Source organism: Candidatus Nitrohelix vancouverensis, assembly GCA_015698305.1.
GTDB classification, from domain to species: Bacteria; Nitrospinota; Nitrospinia; order Nitrospinales; family VA-1; genus Nitrohelix; species Nitrohelix vancouverensis.
In genome coordinates this window covers 3,113,607-3,134,593 of the sequence record CP048620.1, presented here as the reverse complement: position 1 = coordinate 3,134,593, position 20,987 = coordinate 3,113,607, and the positions used below count along the sequence as shown (strand labels likewise).

Here is a 20,987-nt window from a genome sequence, read left to right as displayed (position 1 = left end):
TTCGGAATTGACCGCCCTGTGTTCCTTTCAGACTGTTGCTACCTGGCGATCAATCCTCCTCGCCTTCATTTTCCAACCAAAGGTCTTTTGACCAGATTTCAAACGATTCAGACATTCCCACCAGCACGACTTCTTTGTTCAGCCCGGCGACGTTGCGTTGCTTCAAAGGCACCAGAATCTTTCCTGATTTGATGTCGATCTCGACGGCTCTCGAAAATATTTTTCTTTTCTTGTTGCGATCTTCGCGCTCAAAGGAATCCAGGTCTTTTAGACGGGCCTCGTTGCGAGTCCATTCGGTCTGCGGGAACACGATCAGGTAGCCGTCCATATGCGTCATGACGAGGTTGGGATTGTTCTCCCTCTCCAAAACATTTCGGAATTTGACCGGAACGTTGAAGCGACCCTTGTCGTCGAGGCTTATTTCGTATGTCCCCAGGAACCCGTTCATGAACTGTTGAAACCTTTATGTGACAGTTTAAGTACACTTTATGACACTTTGTGACAGATACTAGCATAAATAAGACACCTGTCAATATAAAATCAATGAAATTTGTTAGTTAGCCAATTAAGTGGAGAGCTTTTGATTGGGAAAAATTGGCTGAAAGTGTGGGAATATCAGCGCTGTTTGACGACAAAATGCTATTCTTATAAAGAGGGGTGAAACTGGCAGGGAAAAGGGCTTGAGGCCTTTTATTTATGATGCTCCGACAGGTCGGAATTGCTTTGACAACGGTAAATTCTGGATGATAGTATTAAGTTGATCCTGTATTTACTTTGAATTCATTCACTTTTTTGGTTAATTTCGAATCCAATGAATCCTAAAAAGACAAAATTTATTGTGGGCAGTATGTTGATTGTGGGAGCGGTCGCTTACCTTATCAGCGCTGGCATCAGCACGACGTCTCAGTATTTCTTTACCGTAGACGAATTGATGGCTCAGACGGTTTCCTATGAAGGCGCCGGGCTTAAGATCAAGGGTAACGTTGTTAATGGCTCGATCAATAGAGACCCTGACGACTATTTGAAAGTTCGCTTTGCAATCGAAGAGAAAGAATCGAATTTGCAGGTGGTCTATAAGGGGATCACCCCCGATATGTTTCAAGACGGCGGCGAAGTGGTTGTTGAGGGAACTCTGGATAAAGAGGGGGTCTTTCACGCCAATGTATTGATGACAAGCTGTCCTTCCAAATACGAAGCGGAGAAGGAAGCCGGAAAAACTCACCCAGGCAGTTTGCCTTTAGATAATAAGAAGGGATTGGAATCGGAAGGTTCAGGTTCCAAACCTAAAACCTCTGTTTAGCAGTCAGGTTTTCCTATCTGGTAAGCCCAGTCTATGTAACGGAACATACTCGCAGTCGAAGACTGCGATTTTTCGCATTGATGCGAAAGGGTTGAACTAATGAATGAAATTGGCGAATTTGCGTTAATGATCGCGCTGGCGACGTCGCTTTACGGCTGTGTGTCTTATGTGATGGCGGCGCGCGGCAACCGGATAGATCTTTATCTGAGCGCGGAGAAGATCCCTTTTATTTTATGGGCCTGCGTCGCAATCTCTTCGGCGGCATTATGGAAAGCCTTGTTGACGGACGACTTCAGTCTGCAATATGTGTGGGCTTACTCCAGTCGCGATCTGGATACTTTCTATAAAATCTCCTCCTTCTGGGGCGGTCAAAAAGGGTCGCTACTTTTCTGGACCTTGCTTCTGACGACTTATTCGCTGGTAGTTCACATCCAAAATAGAAAACGCAACGCCATGGTGGTGCCTTATGCCATGGTGGTTTTGATGAGCATCACGACCTTTTTTCTTTTGCTCCTCAATTTTTCGACGAATCCCTTTGAGATCATCCCGGTGGCGCCGGAAGACGGGCGCGGCTTGAATCCTCTACTGCAAAATTACTGGATGGTGATTCATCCCCCGACCTTGTATCTGGGTTATGTGGGTTTCACCGTTCCCTTCGCTTTTGCGATGGCGGCCTTGATCACCCGCAATCTGGATGACAGCTGGATTCGCCTCACGCGCAAATGGACCTTGATCTCCTGGTTCTTCCTGTGCATGGGCAATCTTTTTGGCGCGCAATGGGCCTATCTGGAGCTGGGTTGGGGCGGTTACTGGGCCTGGGATCCGGTAGAGAACGCGGCCTTCATGCCTTTGCTGGTGGCGACGGCGTATCTGCATTCGGTGATGATTCAGGAAAGAAAAGACATGATGAAGGTCTGGAACATGTCGCTGGTTCTGCTCACCTTTGTCATGACGATCTTCGGCACCTTCATCACCCGTAGCGGTTTGATCCAGTCGGTTCACACTTTCGACGAGGCGACTCTGGGTTTTTATTTTCTCGGGTTTCTCGGCGTCATCATTGTGATCTGTACGGCCTTGATTCTCACGCGCCTTCCGCTCTTGCGCAGTAATAACGAGCTGGATTCCTTCCTGTCGCGTGAGAGCAGTTTTCTATTCAATAATCTGGTATTGCTTGGAATTGGTTTTGCGACCTTCTGGGGAACCATTTTCCCGATCATTTCAGAAGCGGTGCGCGGCGTGAAGATCACGGTCGGTCCGCCTTTTTACAATCAGGTCAACGTTCCCATCGGCATGGTACTGCTGGCCTTGATCGGCATCGGACCGATCATCGCGTGGAGACGGGCGAGCTGGTCCAATCTGAAAAAGAATTTTGTGAAGCCCTTGACGGTGGGTCTGGCGACGGCCGCTATCTTGTATCCGTTTCTGCCGCTCACCAACCGTTCCGAGATGTACTCTTATCTGACTTTCGTGTTGTGCGCATTTGTTATGACCACCATCCTGATTGAGTTTTTCAAGGGAACGCGCGCTCGAATGGATTTACATCATGAATCGGTCACGGAGTCTTTGGGTTCGCTGGTTTGGAGAAGCAAGTCGCGTTACGGCGGTTACATTGTTCATATTGGCGTCGTTTTGATTTTCGCTGGAATCGCTGGATCGCAATCCTATAGCGAGAATGTTGAAAAGCGTTTTAAAATTGGCGACAGCGTCGAGTTGAAAGGTTTCACGCTGACTTACGAGCGTTTGGGATTTATCGAAGAGAACGCTTCAAAAACGCGCGCCATCGCTCAGATTGGCGTCTACAAGAACGGCGAGCGCGTGTGGACGGGGCAACCAGAAAAAGAATTCTACAAGGGACAGAACCAACCCGTTTCCGAAGTCGACGTACGTTCGACCTGGCGCGAGGACGTTTATCTGATCCTCGCGGATTTCGCTGAGGATGAATCGGCGACAATCAAGGTCTACGTGAACCCGATGGTTCGCTGGATCTGGTTCGGCGGCTGGGTGATCGCGTTTGGCACGATGGTTTCCGTCTGGCCGGATCGCTTGGAGTTACGCCGTCGTCTGGAGCGCATGAAAGTTCAAGAAGCCGTTTTTTCTCCGGCTCAGGAGTGACCGACATGAAAATGAAAGGCTTGATTTTATCTTTAGCGCTTGCGCTGGTGCTGGCAATGTCGTCAGGCGTTCAGGCTTCCGCATTACTGGCGGATCTTGAAAACGCCCTGATGTGCGAGTGCGACGACAAATGCGGCAAGGTGCTGGGCAACTGCACTTGCGACACATCGGATAAAATTCGCGCGGACTATACCAAACGCCTGGAATCCGGTCTCACCGTAGAACAGATCATTCAGCAGGAAGTCGACAAATATGGGGAAACGATCCTCTCCGCGCCGACCAAAAGCGGCTTCAATATCACCGCATGGTTGACACCGTTCGTCGCCCTCGTGGCTGGCGGCGTTGGCGTGAGGAAAGTGATTCAATTGTGGACTGGAAAGAAACAAAAGTCCGATCAACCCGAAGGCGCAGGAACGGCTGAGCCGACTGCGGATTCCGCCAAATACTCCCGTCGATTGCAGGACGAATTGGATAAATTAGAATAATAGATGAAATTCGTCCATTTCGCAGAACTGCTTTTGGTAGTTTCTATTTTGATCGTCATTGGTCTGCCTTTGTTTGGCAAGATGCCGCGCAATCGACTCTTTGCCCCGAGGGATGCTCTTGGAGAGGAGTTCAATCATCTTCTTGTGCGTAAGGAAGAAGTCCTTCTGGCGATCAAGGAATTGGAGTTTGATTGGAAAACCGACAAAGTTTCCCAGAACGATTACGCAGATATGAAAGTTAAACTCGAAGGCGAGGCGCTGGTAATTCTGGAACGGCTTGACCAACTGGAAAAGGAAGGAAAAAAGCGCAAAAAATAAAATCTCGCGCCTTCTGTTCCCCCAATTCCTTCAATGACCGATACCCCCCCACACAATCAATCCGACCTGGCCATTGAAGCGTCCCATCTATATAAAAGTTTCGGTTATATTCGCGCCTTAACTGATTTGAGTTTTGAGCTGAAATGCGGCGAATTCCTGACCATTTTTGGCGCGAACGGGGCGGGGAAAACCACCTTGCTCAATATCCTTTCAGGCAAGACGCGCCCCACATCAGGCGCCGCCCGTGTGGCGGGCTACGACGTTTCCGCATCCAATCCGGGGATGAGAAAATCCATCGGCGTTATTTCCCATGCGACCTCCCTGTACCCGGATCTGAGTCCGCTGGAGAACCTTTTATTTTATGCTAAGATGTATGGTTTGGATCGGCCTCAGGAGCGCGCTGAAAGCGCTGTCGATCAAGCGGGGCTGGGTAAACGGCGTCATGACCGCGTGCGCACCTTCTCGCGGGGGATGTTGCAAAAGCTGACGATCGCGCGCGCGACCTTGCACGATCCGCCCGTTCTGTTTCTGGACGAGCCGTTCACCGGACTCGACCCGCTGGCGTCGAAATCGCTCAAAAGCTATTTGCGTTCATTGCATACGGAGCGTCGTACGATCCTGATGACCACTCACGACATTTCCTGCGGTTTGGAAATGGGGGATCGCATAGCAGTTCAAATGGACGGTCGTTTTGTTTTGATGGAGGCCGTGGAGAATATCAATGCCCGGGAGTTTGAGGAACGCTATCTGTCTCTGATCGGCGGATGAGACGCGGCGCGCTTTAACTATCCGACTGGATTGGCGACGATGCAAACGTATTTCAGGCAGATTTCCGCCATTGTGTGGAAGGATTTTGCGACGGAGTTGAAAACGCGCGAGCTTTTCAGTTCCATGTTCGTGTTCGCGGTGCTGGTGATCGTTATTTTCATATTCACCGTAGACCTGAGCATCACGAATTCTTCCGAAGTGGGGCCGGGTGTTTTATGGGTGGCTTTCTTTTTTGCGGGAACCATCGGTTTGAACCGGTCTTTCATGATGGAAAAGGAAAATGGGTGCATGCAGGGACTGCTCCTGACTCCCGCCGATCGCACCGCTATTTATTTTGGAAAGATGATCAGCAACCTGGCGTTTTTGACGATCATGGAAGCGTTCATTCTTCCCATTTTCATGATTTTTTTTAACATCGATCTGGCGCCGCATTTCTTCCCGTTGATTTTAGTGATATTCTTGGGGTCATTGGGATTTTGCGCGATCGGAACGCTGTTGGCGTCTCTCGCCAGCAATTTGAAAACGCGCGATATCATGTTGCCCATCCTGTTGTACCCGCTCATGGTTCCCATCGCTATCGGGTCCGTTCGCATGACGAGTAAGGTGTTGAGCGGCGAACCGCTGGCGGACATGATGAACTGGGTCGGGCTGACCTTGTGTTTTGATATCATTTTCATTGGCGCGGCGGTGATGACGATTGATCACGTATTGGAGGAGTAGAAGTTATGAATTCGCTTGGATATTTATTTGCGGCTAATGTTTGCGTTTGGGGCGGAATATTTTTTTATGTTCTGACATTGAGCAAACGCCAGAGCGCTCTCCGTAAAGACCTGGCTCTTTTACAGGAAGACAGCAGGAAGGATGGATCATGAGCGAAGGGTCGGAAGCAACTGACAAAGACTCCAGCGGCGTTGGCGGTTTGTTCTGGTTGACCTGTCTGGCTTTTCTTGCCGCCAGTGGCGCGATTTATATTTATGTTCCGACGGAGCAGACCGAGGGCGTGGTTCAGCGGATCATGTATTTTCATATTCCCAGCGCCTGGATCGCTTTTTTTGCATTTTTCATCGTGTTTGTTTCCAGTATTCTTTTTCTTTGGAAAAAAGAGCGCGAATGGGATATCTACGCGCACTGTTCCGCAGAAATCGGCGTGGTGTTCTGCACCTTTGTGTTGATCACCGGGCCGCTTTGGGCGCGTCCTATCTGGGGCGTCTGGTGGGTCTGGGATGCGCGTCTGACCTCTACGCTGATATTGTGGTTGATCTATGTCGCTTATCTGATGTTACGCAGTCAGACTGAATCGGATTCGACGCGGGCGCGATACGCCGCCGTTGTCGGCATCGTGGGATTTCTGGATATTCCCCTGATCCATTTTTCTGTTTTGTGGTGGCGCACCTTTCATCCGAAACCGAAAGTCATCAGCGCCGACGGTCTGGGCCAGGGCATGGACCCCTCCATGCTGGCCACTTTGGGTGTATCCCTTGGCGCGTTCACCCTGCTTTATTTTCTCCTGATGAGTCAGCGCGTGGGAATGGAAAAAATGAAAGATGAAGTCGATAGACTCAAGCGAGAAAAACTCTATTCCCGTTAAGAAATACCTGGCTCTGTTTGGTATTCTTTTTGTCGGGACGCTCCTGGTTTTTATGGAGCATTTCAATGAAGAACCCTTCGACGCGGAGGATGTCGCCAATCTGCCTAGCCACATTCAGGAACGGTCGGAGGTTGGCTTCATGGCGCCGGATTTTACTCTGCGGAATTTGAAAAACAACCGCGTGAATCTGGCGGATTACCGGGGGCAAGTGGTCGTCCTCAATTTCTGGGCGACCTGGTGCGCGCCCTGCCGCGTGGAGATGCCGGCGTTCGAAACCTTGTACAAGCGCTACCGTTCCGAAGGTTTGGTGGTGCTGGCGGTGAGTCTGGACAAGATGGCGTTGGAGAAAGTTCCGCAATTTGTGGAAGAGCGACATTTGACTTATGATGTGCTCATGGATACCGAAGGGACGGCGGAGCGCCTTTACCCTTCGTTCACGATTCCCTTCACTTATGTGATCGATCGCACCGGGCGCATTGTCTCGCGTGTGGATGGCGCCAAGAATTGGGAATCCGAGGAAACCTTTGAAGCTGTGGAGTACCTTCTGGGGCTTCGCGAAGCTGAGCACGATCATGAACATTGATTTCAGGGGAAGAGTATGGATGATGTAAAACAATCCGCGCTGGATGCCAATCAGGCATTTTATCAGGCGTTCAACAAGGCGGACATTACGTTGATGAAACAGGTGTGGGCCTTGGAAAGTTCGGCGGTATGCATTCACCCGGGCTGGGATCCCCTGGTCGGTTTTGACGATATCATCATGAGTTGGGAGGGGATTTTCAAGGCGGGAGAAGGCTTGGAAATCGAACTCTCGGATATGGAGTCCATCGTGTCGGAGGATATGGCATGGGTGCGATGTCAGGAAAACCTGTTTTCCATGTCCCTGTCCGGCGTTCACGCCTCGCGCGTTTTTTCCACCAATCTGTTCCGGCGCATCAAAGGTCGCTGGTACATGGTCCTGCACCATGCCTCGTCAATGCCTCAGACAGGCTGAAGTCCGTTCGCATCAACTCCTTAGATGACAGGCGACCCAATGCCCCGGGGCGACTTCCTTCAGTTCGGGAACGGAGCGCTCGCATTGCGCTTCCTTGATCGGGCATCGGGTATGAAAGGCGCACCCTGACGGGATGTGCGCGGGGTCGGGCAAGTCCCCGAGAATCTCTGTCTGAATCGCTCTTGTGTCGTCCAGTCTGGGTACGGCGGCCATCAGGGCCTCGCTGTAGGGGTGACGCGGCTCGGCGTACAAGGCCCCGGCGCGGGCCGTCTCAACGATCCTGCCAAGATACATGACGGCCACCCGGTCGCAAAATCTCTCGACGACTCCCATGTCGTGGGAAATGAATAAGAATGCAATTCCCGAATCTTTCAGATCCATTAATAAATTGATGATTTGCGCCTGGATTGAAACGTCGAGCGCTGACACCGGTTCGTCGGCGACGATCAGGCGCGGCTCCAGCGCAATGGCTCGGGCGATGCCGATGCGTTGCAATTGGCCGCCGCTGAATTCATGCGGGTAACGGTCGAGCTGTTGCTCGTTCAGGCCGACTTGCTCGAGCAGTTCGAGAATGCGCTTGCGTCGAATTTCGGGATCTTTGATTCCATGAATGGCGAAAGGTTCCGTCAAAATGTCGCGAATTTTGTATTTGGGGTTGAGCGATGCAAAGGGGTCCTGAAAGATGATCTGCATTTCCTTGCGGAATCCGCGCAGGGCCTCCGGCGTCAGAGAAAGTAAAGACGCTCCTTGAAACAACACGTCGCCCGAATCGGGTTCGGTCAGACGCAGTACGGAGCGCGCGACCGTGGATTTGCCGCAACCGCTTTCGCCAACCAGCCCCAGCGATTCGCCTGCGTTGAGATGAAAGGAAACTTCGTGGACGGCGCGTACCGGCAAGTCTGGAGAACTGTTATTGCGTTTGTAAAATGTTTTGCATAAGCGACGCACTTCCAGCAAAGGCTCGGTCATGAGAACGGCGCCTCCCAGCAACGAACGCTTCGCTCTGGCCCAATATCCGCCAGCGGCGGAACCTCCGAGCGACAACGGTCCACAGCGATGGGGCAACGGGGGTGGAAGGCGCAACCGGAAGGGCGCGCATCGGGCGCGGGCACGTTGCCGCTAATGGCCTTGAGGCGTTTGGACGCTTGCGGGTCGTTTTGCGGTCGCGGGATGGAATCGATCAGGCCCCGCGTGTAGGGGTGATGCGGATGAGCGAGCAGTTCTGCGACAGGAGCGATCTCCACGATATCCCCGGCGTACATGATAATCACCCGTTGCGCCAGCGATTTGACCACGCCAAGATCGTGGGTGATGAGAAGCATGGACATGCCCGTTTCTTCTTTCAATTGTACGAGTAGTTTCAATATTTGCGCTTGAATCAGAACGTCGAGAGCGGTGGTCGGCTCGTCGGCGATGAGCAGACGCGGTTCGCAGGACAGGGCCATCGCGATCATAACCCGTTGTCGCATGCCGCCGGACAGTTGATGCGGGTACTGCGTCAGCTTGCTTGCAGGCGAGGGAATTTCGACGCGTCGGAGCAGTTCTTCGGCTTTGATCCGGGCGTCACCGCGGCTGATTTCGTTGTGTTGTAGCAGGGTTTCGATGAGTTGTTCGCCAATGCTGAGAACGGGATTCAATGACGTGAGCGGGTCCTGGAAGACCATGCTGATCTCCGAGCCGCGCAAGGCTCGCATCTCCTTGGCAGGCAGACTCAGTAAAGTCCGGGAGCGAAAAATAATTTCTCCCTCTGAAATTTTCCCAGGAGGACTGGGGATCAACCGCAGAATCGACAGGGCGGTGACGGTTTTCCCGCATCCGGATTCGCCGACGAGGGCGACGGTTTCTCCTGCATTCACATGAAAACTGATGCCGTTGACGGCTGAAACGGTTTTCTGGCGTCCGCTGAACTCAATTTTTAAATTTTTTACGATCAGTTCTGGAACGTTCATTGGAAAGTGAATCGGTTTGTTGACCTTTGCATTATACAAGATTTCTCTGCGCCCGGTCTTGTTCTCCCTGCCGTCGTCGCTTGATCCTGTGGATGAATTCCTATATCCTTTGCGTTTGCAGTTTTATCCTATCACTCCTGGCTTGAATGATGAAAATATACAGTTGGAACGTAAACGGAATCCGCGCAGTCATGAAAAAAGGATTTCTGGATTGGCTGGAAACAGCCTCGCCCGATGTCGTTTGCCTGCAGGAAATCAAGGCGACCCCGGACCAGTTGGGTCGCAGTATCGACGATATCAAGGGATACCATATGGTGTGGAATCCGGCCCAGAGAAAAGGGTATAGTGGAGTTGCAATATTCTCAAAAATCCAGCCCAAGGGGATTCATCTGGGCATCGGGATCGAACGCTTTGACGTGGAGGGTCGTGTCATTCGTCTGGAATTTGAGGAGTTCGATCTGTTCGGCGTGTATTTTCCGAACGGCACGAGCGGCCCGGAACGACTGCAATATAAAATGGAATTTTACGACGCTTTTCTGGAGCATTGCGAGCAACTGCGTCGCGAGGGTAAAAAGCTGGTGATTACCGGAGACGTGAACACGGCGCATTGCGCGATCGACCTGCGCAATCCAAAAGCCAACGCGAAGAACTCGGGGTTTTTGCCTGAAGAGCGGGCCTGGATGGACAAGTTCATTGCAAAAGGCTACGTGGACACCTTTCGCAATCTGCATCCCGATGAGCCGGACCATTACACCTGGTGGAGTTACCGAGCCAATGTCCGCGCCAAGAACGTGGGTTGGCGGATCGATTATTTTTTCGTTACCGAAGATTTAACGGATCAGGTCAGAGATTCGTTCATAGAAGCGTCGGTCATGGGATCGGATCATTGCCCCATTGGATTGCAACTCGACGCTAGCTGAAACAACAATAGCCATCGGCGCTTTGGCGCCTGATAAACCAATAAAGGAAATTTATGGACTTTGAATTGAATCAAACCTATTCGGGTTTCAAGCTGGAAAAAAAGGATTTCATTACGGAATTGCATTCGAACGCGCTGTTGTTCGTTCACGAGGCGACCGGAGCGCAGGTGATTTCTCTGGAAAACGACGACGACAATAAAGTCTTCAGCGTCACCTTTCGAACCCCTCCCGCCAACGACCGCGGCGTGGCGCATATTCTGGAGCACAGCGTGCTGTGCGGTTCGAAAAAATACCCGGTCAAGGAACCGTTTATGGAGTTGATGAAGGGCAGTCTGCAAACCTTCCTCAACGCGATGACCTTCCCGGATAAAACGATGTATCCCGTCGCCAGCCGAAACAAAAAAGATTTTTTCAATTTGATGGGCGTTTATCTGGACGCGGTTTTGTATCCAGTGTTGACCGAAAACACCTTCAAGCAGGAAGGCTGGCATTATGAATTGGAGACCGTGCAGGAGGAGCTGGAATACAAGGGCGTGGTCTTCAACGAAATGAAGGGCGTGTTCTCCAGCCCTGAAAGCCTGCTCGACCGCCATCTGGCGCATTCCCTGTTCCCGGACACGGCATACGGGTATGAATCCGGCGGCGACCCGGCGGCGATTCCTGATCTGACTTACGAAGAATTCAAGGAGTTTCACCAGAAATATTATCATCCGTCCAACGGTCGTTTTTTCCTCTACGGCGATGGCGACACCTTGGAGTATCTGGAGTATCTGCAGGAAAATTATCTGAAAGGTTTTTCCAAGGCTCCCGTCAATTCGGCGCTCAGCCCACAGGCGCCTTTTGCCGAGCCGCGTCGCAGTGAACTGGAATACCCGATCACGAACGATGAAAGCGTCAAGAATAAAACCTTTGTGATCCTTGGCTACAAGCTCGGTCTGGCGACGGACCACGAGCATTGCCTCGCTTTCAATATTCTCAGCTATCTATTGATGGGGACTTCCGCATCGCCCTTGCGAAAGGCCCTGATCGACTCCGGTCTGGGAAGCGAAGTGATCGGCGGCGGCTTTGACGACAACCGTCTGGAAACGATTTTTGCGGTGGGTTTGAAGGGAACGGAAAAAGAACACGAAGAGAAAATCATCACTCTGGTTAAAGACGTGCTGAAGGATCTGGTCAATAACGGCATTGAAGAGGACATGGTGCTTTCCGCCGTCAATTCGATCGACTTCAAACTGCGCGAAGCGAACTTCGGCGGTTTCTCCAAGGGTATCGTCTACAATATTCAGTCCATGACTTCCTGGCTTTATGAAGCGGACCCCTTCATGCCCTTGCGTTACGACGAGTTGATGACCAAGATCAAACAGGAGTCAACGAACGGTTATTTTGAAAATTTGATTCGAGAGCATTTCCTCACGAATAACAATCAGAGCCGCATTGTGATGACGCCGCGCGCGGGTATGGCCGACGCGATGGATGCGAGGGTCAAAGCGCAGTTGCAGAATGTGAAATCCAAACTGAAGCCGGATGAGTTGGAGCAGTTGGTGAACGATACAAAGACCTTGCAGGAGTTGCAGGTCAAACCTGATTCTCCTGAAGCGCTGGCGACGCTTCCTCTGCTGAGTCTCGACGATATTGGGCGCGAAAGCGAACAGTTTCCTATCGAGATCAAAAAAGAATCGTCCCCACAGATCATGTTTCACGACCTGTTCACCAACAAGATCGCCTATATCCAGATCGGCTTCAACACGGAATGCGTGCCGCTCGAAAAAATTCCTTATATTTCCCTTCTGGGTCGTATGATTCTGGGCATGGGAACGAACAAGCGCGATTACGCGGCGATGTCCAAACATATAGGCATCCATACGGGTGGCGTTCGCAGTTGGCATTTCACCTGCTCGCCGGTAGGGGATCGTAACGAAATCGTGTCGTATCTGTTTTTTAGCGGACGCGCCTTGATGGAGAAACTCGACGACCTGTTTGGGATTTTGAAAGAACTTCTGGGAGAATATAATTTTTCGAATTCCAAACGCCTGATCGATATGATTCGCAGTAGTAAATCGGACATGGAAGATTCTCTGGTTCCGCACGGCAATCAGTATGTTCTGTCGCGCCTGCAATCGTATCAATCGAAACTGGGGCTCTACAATGAATTGACCGACGGCATTGCTTATTACCGTTTCCTCGAAGAGCTTCTGGAGCGCGTTGAGAAAGATCCGCAAGCGGTTGCGGCGGAGTTTCTCGAGCTAGCGCAGTCTTTGTTTGCGAAAGACAATATGCTGGTCAACGTGACTTCTGAAGCGGAAGACTATGCAAAATTTGAGGCGGGTATTTCAGGCTTGCAGGACGTTCTGCCGGAAGTCGCGGCTGAGCCGGTGAAACTCGAATTCCCAAAAACCCCGGTCAATGAAGGTTTTCTCACCGCCAGTTCGGTTCAGTACGTCGGCAAAGGCGCCAACCTGTACGACCTGGGTTTTGAATTCAGCGGGCAATGGTCGGTGTTGAAATCCTTGTTGGGCTCCAGTTATCTATGGGAGCGCGTGCGCGTGCAGGGCGGCGCATACGGGAGCATGAGTTCGTTTGATTATCTGACGGGCGATTTCAATTTCGTTTCTTATCGCGATCCCAATTTAAAGGAGACGCTCAACGCCTATGACGGCGTCGCTTCTTACCTGGAAAACCTGGAGATGAGCGACGATGAGTTGACCAAGATCATCATCGGTTGCGTGGGGCGGCTCGACCCGCCGCTCAGCGCGGATCGCAAAGGCTCCATCGCGATGATCGAGCATTTGTCCGGGAAAACCCACGCATTGAAACAAAAACACCGCGATCAGTTGTTGTCGACCACGCTGGCGGACCTTCGCAATTACGCCGGTCTGTTCCAGAAGGTCAAGGAACAGGGAATGATCTGCGTGCTGGGCGGTGAAGAAAAAATCAAACAGGCGGACGGATTATTCGACCGTGTGGAAAAGCTGATCAAATAATCGCGTTCCGCTTCTGATTGCTAGAGCAGGCCGCGCGCCGTTTCAAAGGCTTTCGCCATTGCTGGCAGTTGGCTCAGTTCCGAGACGACTTCCAGATAACGAACGATGCCGTCCTTGTCCAGAACCATGACGGCGCGCGCCAGCAGTCGGTTTTCTTCAATGAGCAAACCCATGTTTTTTCCAAACGCGGCGTCCCGGTAATCGGAGAGAAAAGTCAGGTTGTGGATTTTGGCTTCCTTGGCGAATCGTTTTTGCGCGAAAGGAAGGTCCCGGCTGACGGTGATTAAATTCGCAGAAGCATCCAAGCCGTCATTTTTTTCGCTGAGGATATGCGTTTGTTCCTCGCAGGTCGGGGTGTCTATCGACGGCACCACGCTGAGGATGGTGACTTTGCCGTTGAATGCGCGCAGTGGGCGCATGGTCAGTCCCGTGTCCGGCAAGGCGATGTCCGGTAAAGGTTGCCCGACCTGAATGGTTTGTCCCTGCAGGGTCAGCGCCTTGCCGCGCAGAGAGACCTGCGGCGTTTCCGCCTGAACCGTTTGGGCGGTCAATAAAGCGAGTAGAAAAATCGAGCCGAAAATACGCGTTAATGCGATCATGAGTTTCTCCCTGTGAGTGATTGCTTACTCCGTTTCGACGATGGTCACGCCATCGCCGCCTTCCCAGCGACCTCCGGGAACAAAATTTTTACAGATCCCCGTTTCGCTTAAATAATCCCGAACCAGATTTTTGATCGTTCCCCGACCGTGCCCGTGAATGATGGTGAGACGTCCCGTCTTTTTAACGATGGCGCGGCTGATGAAGGTTTCCAGAGTCGATAGCGCCTCGTCGGATTCCATACCGCGCAAATCGCAGGTCGTGGTTGCCTGACCGAAGGTTTCCGCATGAACCTTGACGCTCGACTCCGCTTGCGAAACCTGTGCGGCGCGATGAGTGTTGGAGCCGAGCAGGTGAGCGGACTCCACCACGGACACCATGTTGCCGATCTGGACGCGCACTTTTTTCTTCTCCTGCGGCGAGTCCAGCAGGACTCCGGTTTTACCGTAGCTCTTGATCAATACCGAGTCCCCTTGCTTCAAGGTGTTCGCCGGACGATCCCAGCCAGCGGGCGCTTCGGCAGGCGCCGCCGGAACGCGGCCCAGTTCGTGAATTTTTTTCTCGATCTTTTTCAGGTTCGGAGCCGTGCGATTGCCTTTAGCTTCCAGCATCCATTGACGGATTTGCGATTTGGCCTCTCGTATCAGCGCTTGCAAACGCTTGGCTTTATTTTTCTTGAATTCGCTTTCCTGTTCTTTCAAACGCTCGGCGCTTTGCCGTTGCTCTTCCGCCAGTCGTTGCGCTTTTTCCAACTCTTCTCTCAGCAGAGCTTCTTTCTTTTCCAGTTCGAGGCGTTGCTGGGTCAGGGTTTGCAAGAGCGCGTCGGCGCGATTGTCGCCGCGTTCGTAAATCAGTCTCGCCTTGCGGATGATGGCCTCCGGCAGTCCCAGTCGCGTTGCCGTATCGAGAGCGGCGCTCTGCCCCGGAGTTCCAAATAACAGGCGGTAGGTCGGCGCGAGGGTTTCCGGGTTGAACTCGGCGCAGGCGTTGAGGAACCCGGCTTGGGTTTGCGCCATCATTTTCAGTTCGAGGTAATGCGTGGAGACCAGCGTCGTCGCGCCCTTGTCCTTTAATTCGAGAAGGATGGACTCTGCCAGCGCCGCGCCTTCCAGCGGGTCGGTGGCGATTCCCAATTCGTCGAGCAGGACGAGCGCTTCAGGCGACGCCTGTTCGAGAATATAAATGATTTTTTTGAGATGTCCTGAAAAGGTGGAGAGATTTTCCTGAATGTTCTGGTCGTCTCCGATGTCGGCGAAGACCTGGGAGAAAAACGGCATCTCCGAGTTTTCGGCGACGGGCAGTCTCAAGCCCGCGCGCGCCATGAGAGAAAACAGGCCGACAGTTTTCAGCGTCACCGTTTTGCCTCCGGTGTTGGGGCCGGAGATGATGAGCGTGCCGACCGTGTCGTCCCAGCAGATATCGTTGGCGACTACGGGGCTTCGGTTTAGAAGCAATTCTGGATTGCGCGCCTGAAGCAAATGCATGGGGCCGTTATCGTTGAGTTTGCAGGGCGTCGCGTTCATGACGCGTCCCAGTCGCGCGCGTGAATGGATTTGATCGAGATGAATCAGCGCGTCGAGATTTGCCATCATCGTTCCATGTTGTTGCAGGATCAGAGATGCCAGGGCCTGGAGAATTCGCGCCTTTTCGCGTTCGATGGTGAGGCGCGCAATCTTCATTTGATTGTTCAAAGGAACCAGCGTCGAAGGTTCCATGTAAACCGTCTGACCGCTGGCGGAACTGTCGTGAACGATTCCCTGCACTTTGGTTCTGCGATCGGTGCGCACCGGGAACACGAGACGGCCTTCCCGTTCGGTGAAATAATCGTCCTGCAAGGCGTCTTTGAGAGTCGCGCTCGCCATCATTTTGCGAATGGAGTCTTCCAGTTTCTGGCGCGCTTGCTGGGCGTCGCGAATGGCCTGTTTCAATTCCGGCGATGCGTCGTCGCGGATCTCTCCATCGTCGCCAATGCATCGGTTCAGTTCTGAAAAAACGGCGCCCAGAGAATCGAGTCGTTCGGCGTACACTTTGAGGAAAGGCGCTCGCTCGCGTTTGTCCACCCGGCGTTTGACGGAGCCGACTGTGGTGAGGAATTTTTTAACGTTCAGGCATTGTTCCGGTTCGATGAAGGCCTGGTCGGTGATTTCTTCCAGCAGACGCTCCATGTTCTCGAAGGGAGCGATGGGAAAGCCCTCGGCGGATTCCAGCAGGGCATGCATTTCCTCGGTTTCGAGGGACAGGGTTTGAGCGTCTTCGCGGCTCTCCGCAGGCTCCAGCGTGGCGCAGAGTTCGCGGGTGGATTCCGAATGCGCGTAAGCGGCCAGCGCGTCGCGGATCAGGTTCCAGCCCAGCAGGCGTCTGGATTTTTCAAGCCAATAGGCGGCCGATTCGTAAGGAGTCGATGTCATTGCCGTTGAGCAAATCCGACGCTTTCTTCCCAACTGACATTTATTTTAGCGTCGTACAATAGTTCGGGATCGCGTCGCTCCTTGAAGTGGCGGAGGAGAACGCCGATATCCTTTCGCGCCCGTTGATGATAACCGGGGAGCTTGGGGCCGGGAATCAACTGATTGTTGCTGTCTTCGATGGTCTGGCGCGTGACGATCACGGGTTTGTCGAAATCGATCATGTCCTCGCTCAGATACAGTTCGCATTCGACGACGTTCTTTCCCATGACTTCAATGAGGTTGTCGCCTTTGAAAAGCGCGAACAAAGTGCCGATTTTTCCGTCGCGAAGGTTGACCTTCTCCTGCTCCGGGCCGGGGATTTGCAGGGCGGCAAGTTGGTTGCCCCGACTGAGTTGCGCCCAGTGGATGGGGGCCATATGGTTGGCTTCCCGCGTCATGCGTATAGTGTTGGGGTTGGGCGAGCGTTTCTGCTGGCTCATCCAGGCGACCAGCGGCGCGACTTCCGACTCGGGCATAAAATGCCCGCCGTGCGCGCTACCCTTTTCCTCATGCTCTCGATAGACGGCGGGGTATTTCATGTCGCTTAAAATCTGGTAGACCCGGCGGCTGAGAGCGATCGGAAACATCGGATCGTATTTTCCCTGAATCATATAGACGGGAGTGTGGTTGAGATTGACCAGAAAATGCATGTAGCGCGGCGTGATGCTCCCGGCGATGGGAACGACGCCCGCAAACAGGTCGGGATAAAACATGCCCATCATGTAGGCGCCAATTGCCCCGTTGGAAAGTCCGGCGATGAAGATTCGGTTGAAATCGACGGGATACTCGGCGGCGGTTTCGCGAATGAGTTTCATCACCATCTCTTCGGCGTTTTTCGACCACCAGGCGCCCATGGGATAAGAGGGGCTGACGATGATGTATTGCTTGTTCAGTCTCTCGACCCAGGCGGGTAAAGTGTTGGGGCCGCTTCCGCCCATGCCGTGCAAAACCACGATCATGGGAAAGGTCTGTTCTTCCGTCGCCGGTTCGGGAGCAAACAAGGCGTAAGTGTATTCCTTCTCGTTCGCCTTCAGCGTTTTTTGGCTGTGTAAACCGGGAACGCCTTCGCGTATGGCGAAGGGTTCTTTCAATATCCGCTTCACGTCGGCGTGAGACGTTTTTTCAGCGCGTAGTTTATTGATGAGGGTTTCTTCCACTTTAGCGTCGGAAGTTTCCAGGAACTGCGCGATGTCTGCGCGTAAGGAATCCAGCGACGCTTCGCTGGATGAACTATCGTTTAGAGGAAGGCCGGAGCAGGCGTTCAGGGTCAGGGCGAGTAAAAAGAATATTAGTGTTTTCATAGTTCAACCTTAAAATAAAACGCAGGCGAAGTAAAGCCAGACCGCCTTGCGTCTAGGCGATTTACTCGCTGGACAAGAGATTTCAGGTTCTGTAAACTTCGATTGCTATTGACTGCTAGTTCAACCTGTTGGGAGGCTTACAGAATACATGAACCAGTTAACAAAAGGCAGTTTGGGCAAATCCCTCAATATCGGCGCTCTGGTCAAGGGGCGCGGTAAGGAACGCGGCTCGCAGGGCAGACTTTGGGCGGTCCTGTTTAAATGTCGCAAGGGCGGAATCGATTTTATGATTCAGGCGTCCATCGCAAAAGACAAGGATTCCGAAACGCCGCTTTCCCTTGAAGTTTTTAATCCCTCGTTCTTTGACTTTTTTTCCGCCGACCGCGAGGCTGTGATGCAGGTTCTGCGCAAGAAAATTCTTGCGAGTTTGAAAGGCGAGGCCTCTCTGCCGCCGGAATATGCAGAAGTTGTCGAGGACTGTTGCAGTCGCGACGCCGCTCCCTTGGGCGGCTTGTTTGATCCCTCGCCAGATATTTTGACTCCGGAAACGTCGTCGGGTGAGGCGGACCTTGATGAAATTTTCAAACGAATCAATGCCGAATATTTTGATAACGCTGTCACCGCGACCATTCGCTGGGGAAGAGAAAGCGGCGCGACCAACAGCCGTTCGTTTCGTTTCGGTTCTTACGATCACAAGTCCAATGAAATACGCATCCACCCGCGCTTGAAGCAATCCTTTGTGCCGCGTTGCGTTCTCGAGTTGACGGTGTATCACGAGATGTGCCATCAGTGGGCGCCGCCAAAAAAAATCAACGGGCGTTACAGTTATCATCACAACGCCTTCAAAAAGAAGGAACGCGAGTTTCGCGATTTTGACGCGGCGAAGGCCTGGGAGAAACAGAACTGGAAGCAACTGTTCGCGCCTCCCGAAGAGAATCGTTCGGTCGAAGCTCCGGCTTGATGTGAGCCTGCGTACTGGCAAAGGGTTTGTTTGATTCAGTTCCGTGGTTTGATTGGCGAATAATTGTGTTGAAACTGTTGCTTTGTCCTGATTTTTAATTTAGATTTGATGCACGCTATGAAAATGATAAAGAGTTACATTCAATACGAAAAACTGGAAGCCGTTCGAGCGCGATTGTTCGAGCTGGGCGTGCCGGGTCTGTCCATCAGCGACATCAAGGGCATCGGCAAGCCAATGCACCAGATGACTTCCAACACGGAGCATACGGTTCCCCAGTTTCACCCCGGGGTGGAAATCACCATCGTGCTGGAGAATGAAGCGGTCGACGAGGTCGTTCAGACCTTGATGCAGACCGTCCACACCGGCAACCTCAGCGATGGAAAAATTTTCATCTTGCCGGTGGAAGAAGCGATCCGCATCCGTACCGGCGAAAAAGGCACGCAAGCCTTGTATTGAATTTCAATCACACCTGCGCACTCTTTTGATATCTGAACAACTCAGGCTCATAAAACAGCAAATCGCGGACGCCGCCAAAGCTTCGGGGCGCGATCCCGCCGAAGTGCGTCTGGTCTCCGTCAGCAAGCAGATTGCAGTCGACAAGATTCGCGAGGCGCTTGCGGCTGGCGCCGATCTGCTGGGCGAGAACAAGATTCAGGAAGCAAGGGACAAAATTGCCGAGCTGGGGCGGGATTGCGCGCAATGGCATTTCATCGGACATTTGCAGAAGAACAAGGTCAAATATCTTTTCGACCTGTTTCACATGGTGCACTCGGTGGACAGCCTGGAACTGGCGCGGGCGATCTCCGACAAGGCGGTCCAGCGCAATACGCTGATGCCGATTTTGCTTCAGGTCAACGTCTCCGGCGAGCTTTCGAAGTTTGGCATGGCTCCCGAGGAATTACCGAAGGTTCTGGAAGCCGTTGCCGAGTTTAAGGGGATTCAGGTGAAGGGATTGATGACGATTCCGCCTGCCGCGCCGGACCCGGAGGCTTCGCGGCCGTACTTTGCAAGGCTTCGGGAATTGCGCGACAAATATGCTACTATAGCCGACACGATCTCGTTGACGGAATTGTCGATGGGAATGACGAATGATTTCGCGGTGGCGGTGGAAGAGGGTGCGACGCTGGTTCGAGTCGGCACGGCAATTTTTGGCGAGAGAAATGCGACGGTTTAATGATTAAGGAGGTTCAAGTGTTATCGAATAAAAAACTGGGATTTCTGGGCGGCGGCAATATGGCCCAGGCGATTGTCAAAGGACTGATCGCGGCTTCATTCATTGAGCCTAAAAATATTTTAATTTCCGATATCAACGCCGCTCGTCTTGAATCCTTGCGAAATGATTTCAAGGTCAAGACCAGTCAGGTCAATCGGGAAGTCGCAGAGAAAACGGATATCATCATTCTTGCGGTGAAGCCGCAAGCGATGGAAACAGTTCTGGAAGAACTGGGCGGAATGAGTCTGGACAAGAAATTGTTCATCTCTGTCGCCGCTGGGGTGTCCATTCAATCCATAGAATCTGTGTTGAAAGGCGGCGTGGAATCGCGCAAGGCGCATGTCATTCGCACCATGCCCAACACCCCTGCGCTGGCTTTGGCGGGCGTAACTGCCATCGCTCCCGGTTCTGCGGTGTCCAAGATGGATATGAAAATTGCGCATCGTTTGTTCGAGGCGGTGGGCCAGACGGTGGACGTCCCCGAAAGCCAGCTCGACGCGGTGACGGGTTTGAGCGGTAGCGGCCCGGCTTATGTGTTCACCATCATCGAAGCCTTGTCCGACGGCGGCGTGAAGATGGGTCTGGCGCGAGACGTTGCTCGCACGCTGGCGGTGCAGACGGTTCTAGGCGCGGCGCAACTGGCGCAGGAGTCCGGCAAGCATACCGGTGAGTTGAAAGATATGGTGACCTCTCCGGCGGGAACCACGATTGCGGGCATCAAGGCGCTTGAAAAGGGAGCCTTGCGAGCGACCTTGATGGATGCGGTGGAGCAGGCGACCTTGCGTTCGATTGAACTGGGGAAAAGATAGCGGGCTTATCGGCCTTTGAACTTCTGATATTCGCCCCAGCCGACGATGATGAAGCCGAGCGCGAGAATCCAGGAGGGTCGCAAAACATGTTCCGGGCGGGCAAAAAATAGAAACAGCATGAAGACCACGCCGCACATGACGATCATCATACCCAGGTAGGCATAGCCCATGCCTTTTGCGAAGCGGTCGGGATCTTTCAATCCTCTTTTTATTTCCGGTTTGAGTTCAACGTTCCACATTATGT

The 20,987-nt window shown here is 52.6% G+C and carries 23 protein-coding genes; 16 read left to right on the top strand and 7 right to left on the bottom strand.

Annotated features, from left to right (window positions below):
* Nucleotides 1-49: 49 nt before the first annotated feature.
* Nucleotides 50-448 carry a division/cell wall cluster transcriptional repressor MraZ gene (locus G3M78_14565; GenBank protein ID QPJ66557.1) on the bottom strand — a complete coding sequence of 133 codons (399 nt, stop codon included), beginning with the start codon at nt 446-448 and terminating at the stop codon, nt 50-52.
* A gap of 363 nt (nt 449-811) precedes the next feature.
* Here G3M78_14565 and G3M78_14560 point away from each other — a divergent pair, with 363 nt between their 5' ends.
* The 10 genes from G3M78_14560 to G3M78_14515 all read left to right on the top strand — a co-directional run bounded on the left by G3M78_14560 (nt 812) and on the right by G3M78_14515 (nt 7,565).
* Nucleotides 812-1,300 (top strand): cytochrome c maturation protein CcmE, encoded by a 489-nt coding sequence (locus G3M78_14560; protein ID QPJ66556.1) that lies wholly within the window; start codon nt 812-814, stop codon nt 1,298-1,300.
* A gap of 99 nt (nt 1,301-1,399) precedes the next feature.
* Complete coding sequence (locus tag G3M78_14555) at nt 1,400-3,412, top strand: heme lyase CcmF/NrfE family subunit (GenBank protein QPJ66555.1); 2,013 nt, start codon at nt 1,400-1,402, stop codon at nt 3,410-3,412.
* Nucleotides 3,413-3,417: 5 nt separating this feature from the next.
* Nucleotides 3,418-3,897, top strand: coding sequence for a hypothetical protein (locus tag G3M78_14550; protein QPJ66554.1), 480 nt, complete (start codon nt 3,418-3,420; stop codon nt 3,895-3,897).
* 3 nt (nt 3,898-3,900) lie between these two features.
* Nucleotides 3,901-4,215 (top strand): hypothetical protein, encoded by a 315-nt coding sequence (locus tag G3M78_14545; GenBank protein ID QPJ66553.1) that lies wholly within the window; start codon nt 3,901-3,903, stop codon nt 4,213-4,215.
* Between the two features lie 33 nt (nt 4,216-4,248).
* The gene (locus tag G3M78_14540) at nt 4,249-4,983 is read left to right on the top strand and encodes an ABC transporter ATP-binding protein (GenBank protein ID QPJ66552.1); all 735 of its coding nucleotides are present in this window, start codon (nt 4,249-4,251) and stop codon (nt 4,981-4,983) included.
* A gap of 39 nt (nt 4,984-5,022) precedes the next feature.
* Nucleotides 5,023-5,703, top strand: coding sequence for an ABC transporter permease (locus G3M78_14535; protein QPJ66551.1), 681 nt, complete (start codon nt 5,023-5,025; stop codon nt 5,701-5,703).
* Nucleotides 5,704-5,708: 5 nt separating this feature from the next.
* A complete protein-coding gene (locus G3M78_14530) occupies nt 5,709-5,855 on the top strand; it encodes a CcmD family protein (GenBank protein ID QPJ66550.1) in 147 nt (48 codons plus the stop codon).
* A complete protein-coding gene (gene ccsA / locus G3M78_14525; protein QPJ66549.1) occupies nt 5,852-6,571 on the top strand; it encodes a cytochrome c biogenesis protein CcsA in 720 nt (239 codons plus the stop codon). Before G3M78_14530 ends, ccsA begins: the two co-directional genes overlap by 4 nt.
* A complete protein-coding gene (locus tag G3M78_14520; GenBank protein ID QPJ66548.1) occupies nt 6,528-7,154 on the top strand; it encodes a TlpA family protein disulfide reductase in 627 nt (208 codons plus the stop codon). Before ccsA ends, G3M78_14520 begins: the two co-directional genes overlap by 44 nt.
* Before the next feature lie 15 nt (nt 7,155-7,169).
* Entirely contained in the window at nt 7,170-7,565 is a 396-nt protein-coding gene (locus G3M78_14515) for a nuclear transport factor 2 family protein (protein ID QPJ66547.1), read from the top strand.
* 12 nt (nt 7,566-7,577) lie between these two features.
* On the opposite strand, the gene G3M78_14510 is transcribed toward G3M78_14515, so the two are convergent.
* The gene (locus G3M78_14510; GenBank protein QPJ66546.1) at nt 7,578-8,534 is read right to left on the bottom strand and encodes an ATP-binding cassette domain-containing protein; all 957 of its coding nucleotides are present in this window, start codon (nt 8,532-8,534) and stop codon (nt 7,578-7,580) included.
* A complete protein-coding gene (locus G3M78_14505) occupies nt 8,531-9,514 on the bottom strand; it encodes an ABC transporter ATP-binding protein (protein ID QPJ66545.1) in 984 nt (327 codons plus the stop codon). Before G3M78_14505 ends, G3M78_14510 begins: the two co-directional genes overlap by 4 nt.
* 149 nt (nt 9,515-9,663) lie before the next feature.
* Between G3M78_14505 and xth the strand changes: the two genes are divergently transcribed.
* Nucleotides 9,664-10,434, top strand: a complete 771-nt coding sequence (xth, locus tag G3M78_14500) for an exodeoxyribonuclease III (protein ID QPJ66870.1) — start codon at nt 9,664-9,666, stop codon at nt 10,432-10,434.
* Nucleotides 10,435-10,487: 53 nt separating this feature from the next.
* Nucleotides 10,488-13,415 carry a peptidase M16 gene (locus tag G3M78_14495; protein ID QPJ66544.1) on the top strand — a complete coding sequence of 976 codons (2,928 nt, stop codon included), beginning with the start codon at nt 10,488-10,490 and terminating at the stop codon, nt 13,413-13,415.
* A 20-nt stretch (nt 13,416-13,435) separates the two neighbouring features.
* Here the strand turns inward: G3M78_14495 and tpx are convergent, their stop codons facing one another.
* The 3 genes from tpx to G3M78_14480 are packed head-to-tail and all read right to left on the bottom strand — an operon-like array spanning nt 13,436 to nt 17,760.
* The gene (gene tpx, locus G3M78_14490) at nt 13,436-14,014 is read right to left on the bottom strand and encodes a thiol peroxidase (GenBank protein ID QPJ66543.1); all 579 of its coding nucleotides are present in this window, start codon (nt 14,012-14,014) and stop codon (nt 13,436-13,438) included.
* A gap of 24 nt (nt 14,015-14,038) precedes the next feature.
* A complete protein-coding gene (locus tag G3M78_14485; protein QPJ66542.1) occupies nt 14,039-16,420 on the bottom strand; it encodes an endonuclease MutS2 in 2,382 nt (793 codons plus the stop codon).
* Nucleotides 16,417-17,760, bottom strand: coding sequence for a hypothetical protein (locus G3M78_14480; GenBank protein ID QPJ66541.1), 1,344 nt, complete (start codon nt 17,758-17,760; stop codon nt 16,417-16,419). The genes G3M78_14485 and G3M78_14480 overlap by 4 nt, the downstream gene beginning before the upstream one ends.
* Before the next feature lie 148 nt (nt 17,761-17,908).
* Here G3M78_14480 and G3M78_14475 point away from each other — a divergent pair, with 148 nt between their 5' ends.
* From G3M78_14475 to proC, 4 genes are all read left to right on the top strand, one after another.
* A complete protein-coding gene (locus G3M78_14475) occupies nt 17,909-18,721 on the top strand; it encodes a SprT family zinc-dependent metalloprotease (GenBank protein ID QPJ66540.1) in 813 nt (270 codons plus the stop codon).
* Nucleotides 18,722-18,838: 117 nt separating this feature from the next.
* A complete protein-coding gene (locus tag G3M78_14470) occupies nt 18,839-19,177 on the top strand; it encodes a P-II family nitrogen regulator (GenBank protein QPJ66539.1) in 339 nt (112 codons plus the stop codon).
* 25 nt (nt 19,178-19,202) lie between these two features.
* Nucleotides 19,203-19,895 (top strand): YggS family pyridoxal phosphate-dependent enzyme, encoded by a 693-nt coding sequence (locus G3M78_14465; GenBank protein QPJ66538.1) that lies wholly within the window; start codon nt 19,203-19,205, stop codon nt 19,893-19,895.
* Complete coding sequence (gene proC, locus G3M78_14460; GenBank protein ID QPJ66537.1) at nt 19,895-20,743, top strand: pyrroline-5-carboxylate reductase; 849 nt, start codon at nt 19,895-19,897, stop codon at nt 20,741-20,743. Before G3M78_14465 ends, proC begins: the two co-directional genes overlap by 1 nt.
* 5 nt (nt 20,744-20,748) lie before the next feature.
* Here the strand turns inward: proC and G3M78_14455 are convergent, their stop codons facing one another.
* Complete coding sequence (locus G3M78_14455) at nt 20,749-20,982, bottom strand: hypothetical protein (GenBank protein QPJ66536.1); 234 nt, start codon at nt 20,980-20,982, stop codon at nt 20,749-20,751.
* Nucleotides 20,983-20,987 lie beyond the last annotated feature (5 nt).

Coding starts and splice junctions, on each gene's coding strand:
- G3M78_14520 (QPJ66548.1), top strand. CDS start 6,528: ATGAAGTCGATAGACTCAAGCGAGAAAAACTCTATTCCCGTTAAGAAA.
- ccsA (QPJ66549.1), top strand. CDS start 5,852: ATGAGCGAAGGGTCGGAAGCAACTGACAAAGACTCCAGCGGCGTTGGC.
- G3M78_14475 (QPJ66540.1), top strand. CDS start 17,909: ATGAACCAGTTAACAAAAGGCAGTTTGGGCAAATCCCTCAATATCGGC.
- G3M78_14495 (QPJ66544.1), top strand. CDS start 10,488: ATGGACTTTGAATTGAATCAAACCTATTCGGGTTTCAAGCTGGAAAAA.
- G3M78_14530 (QPJ66550.1), top strand. CDS start 5,709: ATGAATTCGCTTGGATATTTATTTGCGGCTAATGTTTGCGTTTGGGGC.
- G3M78_14555 (QPJ66555.1), top strand. CDS start 1,400: ATGAATGAAATTGGCGAATTTGCGTTAATGATCGCGCTGGCGACGTCG.
- G3M78_14470 (QPJ66539.1), top strand. CDS start 18,839: ATGAAAATGATAAAGAGTTACATTCAATACGAAAAACTGGAAGCCGTT.
- G3M78_14540 (QPJ66552.1), top strand. CDS start 4,249: ATGACCGATACCCCCCCACACAATCAATCCGACCTGGCCATTGAAGCG.
- G3M78_14565 (QPJ66557.1), bottom strand. CDS start 448: ATGAACGGGTTCCTGGGGACATACGAAATAAGCCTCGACGACAAGGGT.
- G3M78_14505 (QPJ66545.1), bottom strand. CDS start 9,514: ATGAACGTTCCAGAACTGATCGTAAAAAATTTAAAAATTGAGTTCAGC.
- tpx (QPJ66543.1), bottom strand. CDS start 14,014: ATGATCGCATTAACGCGTATTTTCGGCTCGATTTTTCTACTCGCTTTA.
- G3M78_14480 (QPJ66541.1), bottom strand. CDS start 17,760: ATGAAAACACTAATATTCTTTTTACTCGCCCTGACCCTGAACGCCTGC.
- G3M78_14560 (QPJ66556.1), top strand. CDS start 812: ATGAATCCTAAAAAGACAAAATTTATTGTGGGCAGTATGTTGATTGTG.
- G3M78_14485 (QPJ66542.1), bottom strand. CDS start 16,420: ATGACATCGACTCCTTACGAATCGGCCGCCTATTGGCTTGAAAAATCC.
- G3M78_14535 (QPJ66551.1), top strand. CDS start 5,023: ATGCAAACGTATTTCAGGCAGATTTCCGCCATTGTGTGGAAGGATTTT.
- G3M78_14545 (QPJ66553.1), top strand. CDS start 3,901: ATGAAATTCGTCCATTTCGCAGAACTGCTTTTGGTAGTTTCTATTTTG.
- G3M78_14550 (QPJ66554.1), top strand. CDS start 3,418: ATGAAAATGAAAGGCTTGATTTTATCTTTAGCGCTTGCGCTGGTGCTG.
- xth (QPJ66870.1), top strand. CDS start 9,664: ATGAAAATATACAGTTGGAACGTAAACGGAATCCGCGCAGTCATGAAA.
- G3M78_14515 (QPJ66547.1), top strand. CDS start 7,170: ATGGATGATGTAAAACAATCCGCGCTGGATGCCAATCAGGCATTTTAT.
- G3M78_14510 (QPJ66546.1), bottom strand. CDS start 8,534: ATGACCGAGCCTTTGCTGGAAGTGCGTCGCTTATGCAAAACATTTTAC.
- G3M78_14455 (QPJ66536.1), bottom strand. CDS start 20,982: ATGTGGAACGTTGAACTCAAACCGGAAATAAAAAGAGGATTGAAAGAT.
- proC (QPJ66537.1), top strand. CDS start 19,895: ATGATTAAGGAGGTTCAAGTGTTATCGAATAAAAAACTGGGATTTCTG.